The organism is Actinomadura rubrobrunea NBRC 15275 (assembly GCF_001552235.1).
Lineage (GTDB): Bacteria > Actinomycetota > Actinomycetes > Streptosporangiales > Streptosporangiaceae > Spirillospora > Spirillospora viridilutea.
This window is the reverse complement of record NZ_BCQU01000013.1, coordinates 63,511-79,331: the sequence shown is the minus strand read 5'-3', so window position 1 is coordinate 79,331 and position 15,821 is coordinate 63,511. Positions and strand designations below refer to the sequence as shown.

Below are 15,821 nucleotides of genomic sequence, written 5' to 3'. Positions count from 1 at the left end.
TCGCCCAAGGTCATGGACCAGTCGGCTCGGGGACGGATCTCGGGAGACGGGGATGCTCTTCTACGGCGCGGCCGCGGCCTGCGCGATCGGCGTGGTGATGATCGCGGCTTTGTTGTTCCGGAAGGCGGAACGGGCCACCGACGACGACTCCCCCGACGGCGCCACCGGAGGGCACACCGGCGCCATGCTGTCGGCGCTGTTCCTGCTGGCGTTCGCCATGGCCGTCGTCGTGCCCTGGACGACCAGCGACGCGGCGCGCGCCAACACCTACGTCGAGAGCCAGGCGGTCGCGGAGGCCTTCTGGGCCTCCACCCGGCTGCCCGCCCCGGACGCCGCGCGGATCCAGGCCGGACTGCGCGAATACGTCGACCTGGTCCGCGGCCCCGAGTGGCGGATGATGGCCGACGGACGGCTCAGCCCGGACGGCTGGCGGCGCCTGGAAGCCCTGCGGCGCCAGGTGGCGGCGCTGCCCGCCGCCGACGAGGAGGCGAAGGACGACCGCGACGCCCTGGCCGACCGCCTCGAGGAGATCGCCGCCGCCCGCCGCCAGCGCGCGATGGACGCCAAGGCCGCGCCGCCGCCGGGCCTGCTGATCGCCACGGCGGGCACCGGCCTCGCCGTCCTGCTCTTCCCCTTCCTCGCCGGCGCCCGTCCGCGCGGCATGACGATCGTGCCGCTGGCCCTGATGGCCGCGCTGCTGGGCTTCGGGGTCTACCTGGCGTTCGACATCCAGCACGCCTTCGCTGGCGGCCTGGCGGTGCCCCCCGACGCGTACACCGATCTGCTGCCCGAGCTTGACCGCATCCAGGGAGGCGGCTGACCGTGCGCGCCGTCGCGATCCTGCTGGCCGGGACGCTCGCGGCCCTGTCGTCCGCCGCCGACGCCCGCGCGGAGCACGCCGGTGACCCAGGCCGCCGTGTGGACACGGCGCATGCGCGGCGTCCGCCGTCCCAGCGCCCGCCCGAGACCGTCGTCTCCATCCCCGTCGCGGCGCACGTCCGGCGTGCGCGACCGCAGGACGACCCCTCAGGGATCGGTGTCTGCGTCCAGGTGGGCGGGGTGAGCGTGCAGGTCGGCATCGGCATGTGGGCCTGCGCGCCGCCTCCCGAGGCACCCGAGCCGGAAGAGCCGCCCAAGCCGCGGCCTCCGCGGCCGCCCGTGGTTCCGCAGCAGCCGGAGCCGCCTCCTCCCGCACCGCCCCCGCCGCCACCAGGCCCGACACGCCCACCGGCGGCGGCGCCCCCGCCGACCCCGAGGCAGCCGCAGTCGTCGCCCGCTCCCGCCCCCGCGGCACCGTCCGCGACTCCGCGGCGGCCTCGTCCAGAGGCTCCACCCGCCGCGGCCGAAAGCCCGGCGCCCTCGCCGGCCCCGGCGGCCCGCCGGCCCGTTCAGCGCGCCGAGCCGCCGCACCGGGGGCGCTCCCTGTCGACCCCCGTGATCATCATGGTCATGACCGCGGTGATCGCTTCGGGAACCGCCTTGGCCTTCGTCCGCTGACCCGCCGCTCCGAGCGGTCGCCCCGCCCCCGCCCTGCACCGAGGTCGCCGAGCGGCGGTCCGCGCATGGTCGCTGACGTCTGGCATGCCGCTCTGGGAGCGGTGACGAAGGCGAGGAACACAGGCGAGGCGCCTAGGAGCCGAAAGATGAGACCGCCGATCGCGACCGCCGAGAAGGGCCGCTGGGCGTCGGAGGACGGCGGCCTCCGCGGAACCGCCGGGCCGCCGTCGCCGATCGTTCGCACCGTCCGGCAGCCGCACCCACAAGTGCATGCCGCCGGACGACCGGGTGGCTCGCGGCCCGGGTAGGTCGCGGGCGAGAGCGGCGGGCATGATGATCTCGTGACGGATGTCCATCTTGTCCCGGCTCCGCGCCGCCTCCGGGTGACCGGCGGGTCGGGGCCCCTGAAGGGCGAGCCGCGGGTCGAGATCGATCCGGCGCTGCCGCCCGAGGGATACCGGCTGACGGTCGGTCCCGACGGAGTGAGCATCACGGGCGGCGGCGAGGCCGGGGTCTTCTGGGGGCGGCAGACCCTCCGCCAGCTTCAGGGGCCGGACGCGTACCGCCGCGCCCCGGTCCGCCCGGAGCCCCCCACCCTGCCGTACCTGACGATCGAGGACGAGCCGCGATTCGGCTGGCGCGGACTGCTGCTGGACGTGGCGCGCCACTTCATGCCCAAGGACGGGGTGCTGCGCTACCTCGACCTGATGGCCGCGCACAAACTGAACGTCCTGCACCTGCACCTGACCGACGACCAGGGCTGGCGGGTGGAGATCAAGCGGTGGCCCAGGCTCACCGAGGTGGGGGCGTGGCGGCGGCGCACCGGACTGGGGTGGGGCGACCCGCCGATCTGGGACGAGCGGCCGCACGGCGGCTTCTACACCCAGGACGACCTCCGCGAAATCGTCGCCTACGCCGCCGCCAGGCACATCACCGTCGTCCCCGAGATCGACATCCCCGGGCACTCGCAGGCCGCCATCGCCGCCTACCCGGAGCTGGGCAACGCCGACGTCGTGGACACGGCGAGCCTGGAGGTGAAGACCGACTGGGGCGTCAGCCCCAACGTGCTCGCGCCCACCGACCACACCCTGCGCTTCTACGAGGACGTCCTCACCGAAGTGCTGGACGTCTTCCCCGGCCGGTTCGTGCACATCGGCGGCGACGAGTGTCCCAAGGACCAGTGGCGGGCGTCGGCGGCCGCGCAGGCCCGCATCCGCGCGGAAGGGCTGCGGGACGAGGCGGAGCTGCAGTCCTGGTTCATCCGCCACTTCGACCGCTGGCTCACCGAGCGGGGACGGCGCCTCATCGGCTGGGACGAGATCCTCGAAGGCGGCCTCGCCGACGGCGCGGCCGTGGCGTCCTGGCGGGGGTACGCGGGCGGCATCGCCGCCGCCCGGGCGGGCCACGACGTGGTCATGTGCCCCATGCAGCACGTCTACCTCGACCACCGCCAGGCCGACGGGGACGACGAGCCGGTGCCGTTCGGCTGGGTCCGCACGCTGCGCGACGTGTACCGCTTCGAACCCGTGCCGCCCGAACTGGCGGGCACCGAGCACGCCGCGCGCGTGATCGGCACCCAGGCCAACATGTGGACCGAGGCGGCCGACTCGCAGCAGCGCGTCGACTACCAGGTCTTCCCCCGCCTCGCCGCGTTCGCCGAAGTGGCCTGGTCCCACCTGCCCCCTCCGGACGAGCGCGACTTCGACGACTTCCAGCGCCGCATGGACCAGGCCCACTACGCGCGGCTGGACGCCATGGGCGTCGCCTACCGTCCGCCGTCCGGCCCGCTGCCCTGGCAGCGGCGCCCCGGCATCCCTGGACGCCCCTTCCCCGGGCCGCCGCGGGAGAAGCACCGCCCTTGAAGCGGCTCTGAGGCAACGCCCCCCAAGACCGCGGCCTCGGCTCACACCGCGAAGACGCGGTCGCCGCCTCCCATGGAGGATGCCGCACCCGAGCGCGACCGACCGTCAGAACAGCGGGCACCCCGAACGATGCCCGCACCGCGGCCGCTAGCTAGGGGGCGACGGGGTGGTGGGACGGCTGGAGGAGCACCGCGTCGACCACGTCGGACATCCGCTCCCTCCGGCGGTAGGCCGCCCGCTGGCGGTCCGCGCCCGTGCCGTGCTCCAGCAGGGACCGCACACCGGCGGTGACGCGGTCCAGGTCGCCGCTGTCGCGCAGTGCGGGCCGCACGTGCGCCAGCAGGTCCTCCACCAGGCGGCGCTGGGGGACGGGCCGTCCGGTCAACGCGTCGATGCCGCCGCCGGACAGCCCGTCGCGCGCCGCCAGCCAGTACGCGGCGCGCAAGATCTCCTGCGGCGGGTTGGGCGGGACGGCGCCCTCCTCGACCGCGGTCAGCGACACCTGCACCAGTGCCCGGATGAGGGCGGCGAACAGCACCGCCTCCTCCGTGGTCGGCACCACGTCGCCGAGCCGGACCTCCACGGTCGGCAGGTGCGACGACGGCCGCACGTCCCAGAACAGCGTGCCGACGTCCATGAGCGCGCCGCAGCCCAGCAGCGTCCCGACCAGCTCCTCGAAGTGCTGCAGCGACGCGAAGAACGGCGGGGGACCCGCCACCGGCCAGCGCGACCAGGCCATGACCCGCCAGCACGCGTACCCGGTGTCGCGGCCCGCCCAGTACGGAGAGTTGGCCGCCATCGCCATCAGCGTCGGCAGCCACGGCCGCAGATGGTTGCTGACCTGCACCGCGTGCGCCCGGTCGGGCATCTCCACGTGGACGTGGCAGGAGCAGATGCACTGCTCGTCGTCCAGCGCCCGGTACGTGGCCAGCCCGTCGGCGTAGCGGGCGCCCGCGCTGATCGGCGGCGGCAGCACGTCGCCCAGCACGGGGGTGCCGGTCGCCGCCAGCCGCACGCCCTCCCGCTCGGCGGCCGCGGCCATGACCGCGCGCATGTCGCGGATCTGCTCGTCCAGCTTGGCCAGGTCGTCGCACGGCGAGGTCTTCGCCTCCGCCAGGCAGGCGATCATCTCGGTGGAGACGCGGTCGCCCAGCTCCTCCGCCGCCCGCCGCACCACGGCGGCGCCGCGCGCGACGACCTTGCGGGAGTCCGGGGCGACGACGAAGTACTCCTCTTCGACGCCGAATCTGAGGGCCATCCCACCACCTCGTGCGGGTGCCGAAGGGCACCGCGTCACCTCGAAGGTACGCGGCGGCGGGCGGATTGACACCCCGCGGGGCGGTCCGGCTCACGTCCAGGACACTGCTTTGGGACGTTCTTGCCGAAGACCGCGGTCACGCTTGATGGTCGCTGGGCGGACGGGGCACGGCCGCGAGCGGGGAGATCACCCGGAAAAGCAGTCGCCCCCGACTGCCCGTGCCGGGCGCATCGGGGGCGGTACCCGTCGGCCGGCGGACGGTCAGCGCCCGCCTTCGTCGACGATCACGTCGCTCATGATGTCCACGGCGAAGGCGATGATGCCGCCGACCACCACGATGGCCGCGCCTGCGAGGAACAGGGGCCAGTTCGGCCCCATCGTGATCGCGACCCCGCCGACGACGAAACCCGCGAGGATCACGGCCACCGCGACCCACGACTTCAACCGTCCGGCGTGGCTGCCACTCGACATGCGTCTCTTCTCTCTCGAACCTCGGACAGGGGACGTGACTACGGTGCTGAACACTAGCAACGCCACGCCCGGGCCGCGTTCCGGGGTCCCCTCGGCGGCGGGGCGCCGCGGGCGCGGCGGCTCCGGGCGTCCGGAGGTGCGCAGAGGCGGCCCCGCGCGAATCGGTGATCGGGCGTCTCGCTTACGATCCAGGCATGACGGTGCCGCCTGAGGAGCTCGAACTCGCCGCCGTCTTCCCCCCGGTCCAGCGGGACCGGTGGCGGGAGATGGTCCGAACGGTGCTGCGCAAGTCCGGCGCGGCCACGGACGAGACGCCCCTGAGTGAGATCGAGGGCTTGCTCACCCGCGAGACGTACGACGGAGTGCCGATCGCCCCTCTCTACACCAGGGACGACGCCGTCCCCGGACGCCCCGGGCTGGCGCCGTGCGTGCGGACGGTGCGGCCGGAGGGCGAGGGCCTGGCGGGATGGGACGTGCGGCAGCGGCACGCCCACCCCGACCCCGAGACGACCCGGCAGGCGATCCTCGCCGACCTGGAGAACGGCGTCACCTCCGTGTGGCTGGCGCTGGGCGACGAAGGGCTGCCCGTCGACGCGCTGCCGCAGGTCCTCCGCGACGTCCACCTGCACCTGGCGCCCGTAATCCTCGACGCGCGGGCGCGGACCGGGCGGGCCGCCGACGCGTTCCTCGAACTCGTCGCCGAACGCGGCCAGGCCGGTGAGGCGCTGGGCAACCTGGGCGCCGACCCGCTGGGAGTGACGGCCCGCACCGGCGAGGCCGTCCCGCTGGAGCCCGCGGCGGCGCTGGCGGCGCGCTGCGTCCGCGACTTCCCGCGGCTGCGGGCGATCACCGTCGACGCCACCGTCTACCACGACGCGGGCGGCGCCGACGCCGAGGAGCTGGGCGCCGCGGTCGCCACCGCCGTCGCCTACCTGCGCGCCCTCACCGACGCGGGGCTCGACGTCGGCGCCGCGTTCGAGCAGCTGGAGTTCCGGCTGGCCGTCAACGCCGACCAGTTCATGTCGATCGCCAAGCTGCGCGCCGCGCGCCGCCTGTGGACGCGGGTCGCGCAGGTGTGCGGCGCCGAGGAGGCCGTGGCCCGGCTGCACGCGGTGACGTCCTCGGCGATGATGACCCGCCGCGACCCGTGGGTGAACATGCTGCGCACCACGGTCGCGGCGTTCGCGGCCGGAGTCGGGGGAGCGGACGCGGTCACCGTCCAGCCGTTCGACGCCTGCCTGGGGCTGCCGGACGACTTCTCCCGGCGCATCGCCCGCAACACCCAGACGCTCCTGTTGGAAGAGGCGAGCCTGGCTCGGGTGGTCGACCCGGCGGGCGGCTCCTGGTACGTCGAACGCCTCACCGAGGACCTGGCGCAGGCCGCCTGGGACTGGTTCACCCGGATCGAGAAGGCCGGGGGGATGGCCGCCGCCCTGGAGTCGCGCATGGTGGCCGAGCGGCTGGCCGCCACATGGGAGCGCCGCCGCAGGGACATCGCCCGCCGCAAGGCGCCGCTCACCGGCGTCAGCGAGTTCCCCAACCTGGACGAGGAACCGCCCGAGCGCGCCCCCGCCCCCGCCCCGAAGACGTCCGGGAAAGGGCTGCCCGTCGTGCGGTACGCCCAGGATTTCGAGGCGTTGCGCGACCGCAGCGACGCGCACGCCGAGCGCACCGGGTCCCGTCCCAAGGTCTTCCTGGCGACGCTGGGCCCGATCGCCGTGCACACCGCGCGCGCGACGTTCGCCGCCAACCTCTTCCAGGCGGGCGGGATCGAGACCGTCGCCGGGCCGCCCGAGGAGTTCGCCGCCAGCGGCGCGACCGTGGCGTGCCTGTGCTCCAGCGACGCGCTCTACGAGGAGCAGGCCGCCGACGCCGCCCGCACGCTCAAGGACGCGGGCGCGGTGAAGGTATGGCTCGCGGGTAAGGGTTCGTATGACGGGGTGGACGCCAGGATCTTCGCGGGCTGCGACGCCGTCGACGTCCTGGAGACCACCCTCGCCGATCTGGGAGTGAACTGATGATCCCCGACTTCTCCGAGGTCGAGCTCGGCGCCCCCGTCCCCGCCGACGAGGCCGCCAAACGGTGGCGCGCCGCGGCGGCCGAGGCGACGGGCGAGGACCCGGACGCCCGGCCCTGGGAGACGCCCGAGGGCATCGCCGTCCGGCCCCTCTACACCGCCGACGACCTGACCGGGGTGGACTTCCTCGACACCTACCCCGGCGTCGCCCCGTACCTGCGCGGACCGTACCCCGCCATGTACGTCACCCAGCCGTGGACGATCCGCCAGTACGCGGGGTTCTCCACCGCCGAGGAGTCCAACGCCTTCTACCGGCGCAACCTGGCCGCCGGGCAGAAGGGCCTGTCCGTCGCGTTCGACCTGGCCACCCACCGCGGCTACGACTCCGACCACCCGCGCGTGCAGGGCGACGTGGGCATGGCGGGCGTCGCGATCGACTCGATCTACGACATGCGCCGGCTGTTCGACGGGATCCCGCTCGACCGGATGAGCGTGTCGATGACCATGAACGGCGCCGTCCTGCCGGTGATGGCGCTCTACATCGTCGCCGCCGAGGAGCAGGGGGTGAAGCCCGAGCAGCTCGCCGGGACCATCCAGAACGACGTCCTCAAGGAGTTCATGGTCCGCAACACCTACATCTACCCGCCCGGGCCGTCCATGCGGATCATCTCCGACATCTTCGCCTACACCTCCCGGCGGATGCCGAAGTTCAACTCCATCTCGATCTCCGGCTACCACATCCAGGAGGCGGGGGCGACGGCCGATCTGGAGCTGGCCTACACCCTCGCCGACGGCGTGGAGTACATCCGCGCCGGCCTGGACGCCGGGCTGGACATCGACGCGTTCGCGCCGCGCCTGTCGTTCTTCTGGGCGATCGGCATGAACTTCTTCATGGAGGTCGCCAAGCTGCGCGCCGCGCGGCTGCTGTGGGCGCGGCTCGTCAAGGACTTCGGCCCCGAGAACCCCAAGTCGCTGAGCCTGCGCACGCACTGCCAGACCTCCGGCTGGTCGCTGACGGCGCAGGACGTGTTCAACAACGTGGCGCGCACCTGCATCGAGGCGATGGCCGCCACGCAGGGCCACACCCAGTCGCTGCACACCAACGCCCTGGACGAGGCCCTGGCGCTGCCCACCGACTTCTCCGCCCGCATCGCACGCAACACCCAGCTGCTGCTGCAGCAGGAGTCGGGCATCACCCGCACCATCGACCCGTGGGGCGGCAGCGCCTACGTCGAACGCCTCACCTACGACCTCGCCCGCCGCGCCTGGGGCCACATCCGCGAGGTCGAGGCGGCCGGGGGCATGGCGCGCGCGATCGACGAGGGCCTGCCCAAGCTGCGCATCGAGGAGGCCGCCGCCCGCACCCAGGCGCGGATCGACTCCGGCCGGCAGCCGGTCATCGGCGTCAACAAGTACCGGCCCGACACCGACGAGCACATCGAGGTGCTGAAGGTCGACAACGCCGCCGTGCGGGCCCAGCAGATCGCCAAGCTGCGGCGGCTGCGCGAGGAGCGGTCCGCCGAGGACGTGGAGGCCGCCCTGGCGGCGCTCACCCGCGGCGCCGAGGCCGCGATGCGCGGCGACCGCGGCCCCGGCCTGGAGCAGAACCTGCTCGCCCTGGCCGTGGACGCGGCCCGCGCCAAGGCGACCGTGGGGGAGATCTCCGAGGCGCTGGAGCGGGCGTTCGGCCGGCACGCCGCCACCATCCGTACCATTTCAGGCGTGTACCGAGAGGAGGCGGGCGAGGTCAGCGCCATCGAACGGGCCCGCGAGGCGGCCGACGCGTTCGCCGCGGCCGAGGGGCGGCGGCCCCGCATCCTGGTCGCCAAGATGGGCCAGGACGGCCACGACCGCGGCCAGAAGGTGATCGCCACCGGCTTCGCCGACCTGGGCTTCGACGTGGACGTGGGTCCGCTGTTCCAGACCCCCGAGGAGGTCGCCCGCCAGGCCGTCGAGGCCGACGTGCACATCGTCGGGGTCAGCTCGCTGGCCGCCGGGCACCTCACCCTGGTGCCCGCGCTGCGGGAGGCGCTGGCCGCCCTCGGCCGCGACGACATCATGATCGTCGTGGGCGGGGTCATCCCGCCGCAGGACTTCGACGCGCTGCGCGCGGCGGGCGCCTCGGCGATCTTCCCGCCGGGCACCGTGCTGGCCGACGCCGCCGTCGACCTGCTCAAGGACCTGTCGGCACGGCTGGGGCACTCCGCGGCGTGAACGACGACCTCACCGTCGCCGCCCCCGGCGCCGCGGGGCGGCCGGACCGCGCGGCCCGGCGGCGCGGCCTGCCCGACCTGGACGAGTACGTCAAGGGCGTGCGCGAGGGCTCCCGGGCGTGGATCGCCCGCGCGATCACGCTCGTGGAGTCGACCCGGCCCGACCACCGCGACCTGGCGCAGCGGCTGCTGGTCGAGCTGACCCCGCACGCGGGCCGCGCCCGGCGGGTCGGCGTCACCGGGGTGCCGGGCGTGGGCAAGTCGACGTTCATCGACGCCCTCGGCACCAACCTCACCGCCGCCGGGCACCGGGTCGCCGTGCTGGCCGTCGACCCGTCGTCCACCCGGACCGGCGGCAGCATCCTCGGCGACAAGACGCGGATGCAGCGGCTGGCCGCCGACCCGCGGGCGTTCATCCGCCCGTCGCCCACGGCGGGCACCCTCGGCGGCGTCGCCAAGGCCACCCGCGAGGCGATGGTGGTGATGGAGGCGGCCGGGTACGACGTGGTGCTCGTGGAGACGGTCGGGGTCGGGCAGTCCGAGACGACCGTCGCCGACATGGTCGACTCGTTCCTGTTCCTCACCCTGGCCCGCACCGGCGACCAGCTCCAGGGCATCAAGAAGGGCGTCCTGGAACTGGCCGACGTCATCGCCGTCAACAAGGCGGACGGGCCGCACGAGATGGAGGCGCGCAAGGCCGCCCGCGAGCTCGCGGGCGCCCTGCGCCTGCTGCGCAGCGACGAGCGCGCCCGTTCCGTGCCCGTCCTGACCTGCAGCGCCCGCGAGAACCGCGGCCTGGACGAGATCTGGCGGCGCCTGGTCGAACACCAGGACCGGATGGCGGCCACCGGCGAGCTCGAGGCCCGCCGCCGCCGTCAGCAGGTCGGCTGGACGTGGGAGTTGGTGCACGACCGGCTGCTGACCGAGCTGAGGGAGCACCCCGCGGTCCGCGACATCGCCCCCGACCTGGAACGCCGGGTGGCCGAGGGCCGCATCACCCCGGCCATGGCCGCCGAACGCATCCTCGCCGCGTTCACCCGCTGACCACGGCGGCGAAGACGCGTCGGCGCACGACGAGGTGCGGTCGCCCACCGGGACGGCGTCCATCCATGCCCCCGGAGACCGCACCGAATCGCATTCCAGGGTCACAGGTTGGACGGGCGGCACCTGCGGCGCTCGGGGATCCGGTACAAAAGGCGGATGGACGTCATCGCCCTCGATGATCCGACCGACGCGGAGGTTCGGCGCTGGCATGCGGTCCTGGCCGCCGCGCACGCCGCCGACCTGTGCGACGAGCCCGCGCCGGACCCCGAGGAGACGGCCGCCCGACTGCGCGCCCCCGGGAGGCGGCTGTGGGGCGCCGTGGACGGTGACGTCATGGTCGGCGTGGCGGAGCTGCGGCTGCCCGGAGGCCCCGGCGCCGACCGCCCCGCCGAGATCGACATCCGGGTCCTCCCCGACCGGCGCCGCCGGGGCATCGGCACCCGCCTGCTGACGGCCGCCGCCGAAGGGCTGCGCGCCGACGGCCGCAGCAGCGTCATCGCGCAGGTCATGGCGGGCACCCCGGCGATCCCGTTCCTGGAGTCGCACGGCTTCCGGTGCGTGCTGACGCTGCGCGGGCTGCTGCTGCGCATGGACGACGTGCCGGCCGACCGCCTGGAGAGGCTCGTCGCCTCGGGTCCCCCCGGGTACCGGCTGGTGCGCTGGCGCGGCACGGCCCCGGACGAGCACGCGCTCGCGCTGGCCCGCGCCAAGCACGCCATGGCCGACATGTCCGCCTACGAGGGGCTGCCGTGGGACGCCGACCGCGTCCGCGAGATGGCCGAGCTGGTCGCCAAGCGCGGCGACGACCTCTACACCGTCGCCGCCGTCCACGGCGACGAGATCGCGGGGTTCACCGAGGTCGTGGTCTCCGGGGAGACGCCCGAACGGGCCGCCCAGTACGACACCGCGGTCGTGCCCGAGCACCGCGGACGGCGCATCGGCATCTGGGTGAAGGCGGCCATGCTGCAGTGGCTGCGCAGGGAGCGGCCCGAGGTGCGGGAGATCGAGACCGACAATTCCGGCGACAACGTGCACATGCTGGCCGTCAACGAGGAACTGGGATTCCGCCGCCAGCGCGAGTCGCGCGAGTACCAGGCGTTCGCCGCCGACCTCCCGTCGCTCTGACCGGGCCGGCGGCGTCATCCCCAGAACACGGTTCGCCTTCCGCCCCCGCGGGCCCGAGGTCAGCCTGGACGCATGACCACGCTCCCGCTGCACGTCCCCGACACCGTCGCCTCCGGCTTCCTGGTCTCCGCCGACGACCCTCCGCCTTCGGACGTCTCCACCGTCCTCACCGGCGGCGGCCTCGCCGATCTCGCCCGCGAACTGCTGGACCGGTCGGCGATGACCGTCCGCGCTCACTCTCCGACGGCCGAGTGGCTCGCCCGGTCAGGCGGCTCGTCCGGTCACCTGCGGCGGTTGCGGAACGCCCGGCATCACATGCTGATCCGCGTCCAAGGGCCGCCGGACGACGCCCCGCGCCACGCCCAGGCCGCGCGGCAGACCGCGCGCCTCTTGGCCGCGGCCACCGGCGGCCTCGTTGTGGACGTCGATTCCCACCAAGTCGTCGGCATATCCGACGCGGAGCCCGCGCGCTTCGTGCTCGGGGAGGGGTGGATCGGCGTGTTCGTCACGGAGGAACGCGGACTGGTCCGCGCCGACACCTGGGGCATGCACCGGTTCGGCCTGCCCGAAGTGGCCGTCCGGGGCGCCCCGTACGGCCACCTTCTCACCGCCGCGAACCTCCTCCGCGTCCTGGCCTTCCGGTTGTTCTCAGAACGCCGCGAAAAGGCCATCCCGGACACGCTGTTCGTGGACGGCTCCGACCTCCTGCGCTTCTGGGGCGCCCGTCCGCTGCCCGCGGGCCGCTTCACAGTGGCCCTTGCCAGGGGCGACACCACCTGCCCTGACTGCCACCGCGCTCTGGAAGTGGCGTCGGCGCACGGCGCCGACGACTGGTGGGACGACAAGCCCGGACGAGCCCTCCCCAAGCTGCTGTCGGCGCGGCCCGAGCCGTGACGACCGGAAAATCCGTTGCCCGCCACCGACCCGATCGGCACCCTTAAGACAGCTCGGATTCCGGCAACCAGAAATCCCTAATCCATTCCTCTGCAGTTCAACGGAAGAACGCCGCACCGTTAATGCGGACATCCGCGTTCGGATCCGGTGGGGAGCGGCGAGGAGGTGACCGATGACCGTTCTCGTCCTGAATGCGTCCTACGAGCCGTTACAGCGCGTCAACGTGCGGCACGCCATCCGCATGCTGGTCCGCGGTGTGGCCGTCGTGGAGGAGGCGGAGGAAGACCGCACCATCGGTCCCTTCCCGGTGCCGCGCGTGCTGCGTCTGGTCAAGTACGTGGTCATGCGCTGGCGGCACGGCAGGCGCCCGCCGTGGAGCAAGCGCGGCGTCTACCTGCGCGACCGCGGCCTGTGCGGCTACTGCGGCCGCCGGGGCAACACCATCGACCACGTGGTGCCGCAGTCCCGCGGCGGTGGCGACACGTGGGACAACACCGTCCTGGCGTGCAGCAGCTGCAACAACCGCAAGGGCGACCGCACTCCGGCCGAGGCCGGCCTGCGCCTCCGCGTCGCCCTCCGCACCCCTCACTGGAACGAACTGGTAGACCTGTGATCGGGCTCCCGTCCTCCGCGACGGGAGCCCGTGACCATGAGCTGCGCCTCCCCTCGGAGGTCTTGCAGCACCCAAACAGCCGCCGAGCGAAGGAACCGCCCGAAAAGGCTCGGCGACTCACGCTCTGCAGACATTGCAAGGCGGCTGAGCCGGAGGTGACCATTCGGCTCACGAGCTCGCGCAGCGACCGTTGTCATCGTGGACACCGCCGGTCGGCAGGCTGACTCCCGACAGTCCCGATAGAGGCTGAAGGCAAGCGGCGCCTCCGTCGGCCGGAGCATCTTTCCCCCCTGATCGAATTCGGCCGAACAAGCCCGCGGCTTCCACTCGCGCAATCACACGTTTCTCCTGCGAAACGGACCGAGATCGACCAGCTTGCCGCCAAGGGAGAGGCTGGGCCGCCAGTTTCCTGGCCATCGAACATCGTGATTTGAATGCCGTCGAGTGCGCTATCGACAGGCGTCGAATGACGCCGTTCCGCGGCAACGCGGTAGGGCAAGCTGTCACCGCCAAGCCCCTCCCTTCATTGCCGCTTTGGTGACAAGCTCTGCCATGTTCGCAGCAGCCGCTGGAGGCAGCGGACTTGCTTTTGGGTTGTGTCGGACCGTCAGAGCTTTTCGCTGAGCACCGATGTGTGTGTGGTGGCCCCCTCCCGGCGGCGATGGCGGTGTGCACACTGATCGCTCGGTATCGGACGTAGGGCGCGGACTCGCCCATCGCACGCTCATTGTGTCGCTCTTGTCGGGCTCCAGCTGTAGGCACCGTTCTCCTGGAGATGGGCGCCACAGTGGGAGTGAAGCTGCCGACTGTGGTGACGGCTCGCGACCGCGTGTGCAAGAGGCCGTGCGGGCTTCGGGGGAGACTTGTCGCCGCCGGTGCAATGGTGCTGCAACTCTTGCGGATGGCTCGTGGCTGCACTTTCTGGCGGCTGTGATGAGTGCCTTGCGCTGGCTGTTCTGCTGTCGCTAGGGAGAGCCGAAGGCTGGCCCGCCAGTGTGTGAGCTCGTCGGGAAGGAAAATCGGACCTCAGAGATCACCTGGGGGAGGGGGGCGATGTCGCGGGGTGGCGGTGTGCGAGTGGGGCGTTGACGTCGCTGTGGGCATCCGAGTGGCGGTGGGACGGCGGTCTGTAGCGGAAGAGTTCGCTGTCGGAAACGCGACGGGCCGGCGCTGTATTGCGATGTCTTGGACGGTGGGATGTCAGGGTTGGGCCGGCATGAGAAGGAACGCTGCTGGATGCAAGTTTGCGGGGTGTGGTTCTCGTTGAGCCTGGCTGAGTCGATGATGTGTGGTTATGTGCAATGACCTGCGGATGGTGGCGGAGGCGTGAGTGTGGCTTGTAGTACAGGTCTGGGGGATGTGTTCTTGGAAGGAGAGCGTGAACGAAATCGGGTGGTGTGTGGGTTGGAGATCAGTGCTGCCGGGATTGTGTGCGGGTGTGTGTTGGTGGTTGGAAAGAGGATGTGAGGGTTGGTGTGTTCGGCTGAGTCGAAGGGCGTGGATTTCGGTGGGGCGATTGAAAGAACCGTGGGAGATCTCTGGTGAGAGTCGGAAACCGTCCTCGGATGGGGCGGGTGAGCCGAGGGAATGGCTGAGGGTGCCGGGGGCGACGTGGCTGGTGATCTTCCCGTGATGGGCGCTTTGTAGTTTTCGTGTGACGCTACGTGTTTGGCGAATGATGCGAGAGCAATTGGTGGCTTGTGGTAGCGTGCCGCCAATCTTCTGGATGTTTCTAAGGAGAGTTCTGTGGCGGCCCACGATCCCCTCGGCCGGAAGCGGCGATGCGACGGTGGACGGGCGGTGCGGCGAGGCGCCGCCCTCGCGCTCGTGCTGGCGGCGTCGGCGATGCTCCCCGCGGCCCCCGGCGCCGCGGCGCCCACGGCGCCCGCGGAGCCCAAGGACTCCGCGGCCGAGCTGGCCAAGCTGCGCAAGCGGGCGGACAAGCTCGACAAGGAGTACCGCGGCGGGCTGATCGCGCTGGAGGAGGCCAAGGAGGCCGCGCAGAAGGCCGCCCGCGACGCCGAACGGCTGTCCAAGGAGTTCGAGACGCTGCGCGGCGACGTCAGCCGGCTGGCCGCCGCCTCGTACATGACCGGGCGGCTGACCGCCATGGCGATGGTGACGGCCGACGATCCGGGCGCCGCCATCCGGGACGCCACCGTGGTGGAGCACCTCGCCCGCAACAACGGCATGCGGATCAAGAACCTGGAGAAGCTGGCGGCGCGGGCCGAGCAGTCGCGCAAGAACGCCGACGCCAAGGTGGCGCAGGTGCGGCGCGAGATCGAGGACCTGGAGTCCCAGCGGCAGCGGGTGCGGAAGCTGCTGGCCCGGCACAAGCCTGAGCGGCCCACGACGTCGTCCGGCGGGTCATCAGGCGGGTCGTCCGGCGGGTCGTCCGGCGGATCGGCGGCGGGGCGGCCCGACGGGGCGAGCGGCACCAAGTCGCCGATCGTCGGCAACACGATGACGGCGCGGATGCGCACGCTCATGCAGGTCATCGACAGCAAGTTCGGGCCGTTCCCGACGATCGGCTGCTACCGCGCCGGCGACCCGCAGGACCACGGGTCCGGCCAGGCGTGCGACTTCATGGAGAGCACGGCGGGCAAGATGCCGAGCGCGTCCGCGCAGCGGCACGGCGACCAGGTGGCGCAGTTCGTCATCGACAACGCCGCCAAGTACGGGGTCAAGTACGTGATCTGGAAGCAGCGGATCTGGGACACCCGCACCAGCGGCGGCTGGCGGCAGATGGAGGACCGCGGCAGCATCACCCAGAACCACTACGACCACGTGCACGTGTCGGTGCTGTAGCCGCCCAGGTCGGGTGACC

Annotated in this window: 11 protein-coding genes; 9 read left to right on the top strand and 2 right to left on the bottom strand. The window is 72.6% G+C overall.

Annotated features, from left to right (window positions below; translation table 11 throughout):
• Window positions 1-52: 52 nt before the first annotated feature.
• Window positions 53-820, top strand: a complete 768-nt coding sequence (locus tag AR3_RS06195; protein WP_067909785.1) for a bestrophin-like domain — start codon at window positions 53-55, stop codon at window positions 818-820.
• A 1,018-nt stretch (window positions 821-1,838) separates the two neighbouring features.
• Window positions 1,839-3,359 carry a beta-N-acetylhexosaminidase gene (locus AR3_RS06190; RefSeq protein ID WP_067909782.1) on the top strand — a complete coding sequence of 507 codons (1,521 nt, stop codon included), beginning with the start codon at window positions 1,839-1,841 and terminating at the stop codon, window positions 3,357-3,359.
• A gap of 151 nt (window positions 3,360-3,510) precedes the next feature.
• On the opposite strand, the gene AR3_RS06185 is transcribed toward AR3_RS06190, so the two are convergent.
• Entirely contained in the window at window positions 3,511-4,617 is a 1,107-nt protein-coding gene (locus AR3_RS06185; RefSeq protein WP_067909779.1) for a carboxylate-amine ligase, read from the bottom strand.
• A 261-nt stretch (window positions 4,618-4,878) separates the two neighbouring features.
• Window positions 4,879-5,088: an HGxxPAAW family protein gene (locus AR3_RS06180; protein WP_067909776.1), complete on the bottom strand. Its 210-nt coding sequence runs from the start codon at window positions 5,086-5,088 to the stop codon at window positions 4,879-4,881.
• A 194-nt stretch (window positions 5,089-5,282) separates the two neighbouring features.
• Here AR3_RS06180 and AR3_RS06175 point away from each other — a divergent pair, with 194 nt between their 5' ends.
• The 7 genes from AR3_RS06175 to AR3_RS06145 all read left to right on the top strand — a co-directional run bounded on the left by AR3_RS06175 (window position 5,283) and on the right by AR3_RS06145 (window position 15,802).
• A complete protein-coding gene (locus AR3_RS06175) occupies window positions 5,283-7,106 on the top strand; it encodes a methylmalonyl-CoA mutase subunit beta (protein WP_067909773.1) in 1,824 nt (607 codons plus the stop codon).
• Window positions 7,106-9,319: a methylmalonyl-CoA mutase gene (gene scpA / locus AR3_RS06170; protein WP_067909769.1), complete on the top strand. Its 2,214-nt coding sequence runs from the start codon at window positions 7,106-7,108 to the stop codon at window positions 9,317-9,319. The genes AR3_RS06175 and scpA overlap by 1 nt, the downstream gene beginning before the upstream one ends.
• Before the next feature lie 68 nt (window positions 9,320-9,387).
• A complete protein-coding gene (gene meaB, locus AR3_RS06165) occupies window positions 9,388-10,362 on the top strand; it encodes a methylmalonyl Co-A mutase-associated GTPase MeaB (protein WP_067909843.1) in 975 nt (324 codons plus the stop codon).
• 156 nt (window positions 10,363-10,518) lie between these two features.
• Window positions 10,519-11,487 carry a GNAT family N-acetyltransferase gene (locus AR3_RS06160; protein WP_067909766.1) on the top strand — a complete coding sequence of 323 codons (969 nt, stop codon included), beginning with the start codon at window positions 10,519-10,521 and terminating at the stop codon, window positions 11,485-11,487.
• 72 nt (window positions 11,488-11,559) lie between these two features.
• Complete coding sequence (locus tag AR3_RS06155) at window positions 11,560-12,381, top strand: hypothetical protein (protein ID WP_067909763.1); 822 nt, start codon at window positions 11,560-11,562, stop codon at window positions 12,379-12,381.
• A gap of 172 nt (window positions 12,382-12,553) precedes the next feature.
• Window positions 12,554-12,994: an HNH endonuclease gene (locus tag AR3_RS06150; RefSeq protein ID WP_067909760.1), complete on the top strand. Its 441-nt coding sequence runs from the start codon at window positions 12,554-12,556 to the stop codon at window positions 12,992-12,994.
• A gap of 1,800 nt (window positions 12,995-14,794) precedes the next feature.
• Window positions 14,795-15,802, top strand: a complete 1,008-nt coding sequence (locus AR3_RS06145; protein ID WP_067909757.1) for a VldE C-terminal domain-containing protein — start codon at window positions 14,795-14,797, stop codon at window positions 15,800-15,802.
• Window positions 15,803-15,821: the final 19 nt, after the last annotated feature.

Bases quoted from the DNA above. Each gene is read 5' to 3' on its own strand.
- AR3_RS06195 (WP_067909785.1), top strand. From the start codon at position 53: ATGCTCTTCTACGGCGCGGCCGCGGCCTGCGCGATCGGCGTGGTGATG.
- AR3_RS06185 (WP_067909779.1), bottom strand. From the start codon at position 4,617: ATGGCCCTCAGATTCGGCGTCGAAGAGGAGTACTTCGTCGTCGCCCCG.
- AR3_RS06180 (WP_067909776.1), bottom strand. From the start codon at position 5,088: ATGTCGAGTGGCAGCCACGCCGGACGGTTGAAGTCGTGGGTCGCGGTG.
- AR3_RS06175 (WP_067909773.1), top strand. From the start codon at position 5,283: ATGACGGTGCCGCCTGAGGAGCTCGAACTCGCCGCCGTCTTCCCCCCG.
- scpA (WP_067909769.1), top strand. From the start codon at position 7,106: ATGATCCCCGACTTCTCCGAGGTCGAGCTCGGCGCCCCCGTCCCCGCC.
- AR3_RS06160 (WP_067909766.1), top strand. From the start codon at position 10,519: ATGGACGTCATCGCCCTCGATGATCCGACCGACGCGGAGGTTCGGCGC.
- AR3_RS06155 (WP_067909763.1), top strand. From the start codon at position 11,560: ATGACCACGCTCCCGCTGCACGTCCCCGACACCGTCGCCTCCGGCTTC.
- AR3_RS06150 (WP_067909760.1), top strand. From the start codon at position 12,554: ATGACCGTTCTCGTCCTGAATGCGTCCTACGAGCCGTTACAGCGCGTC.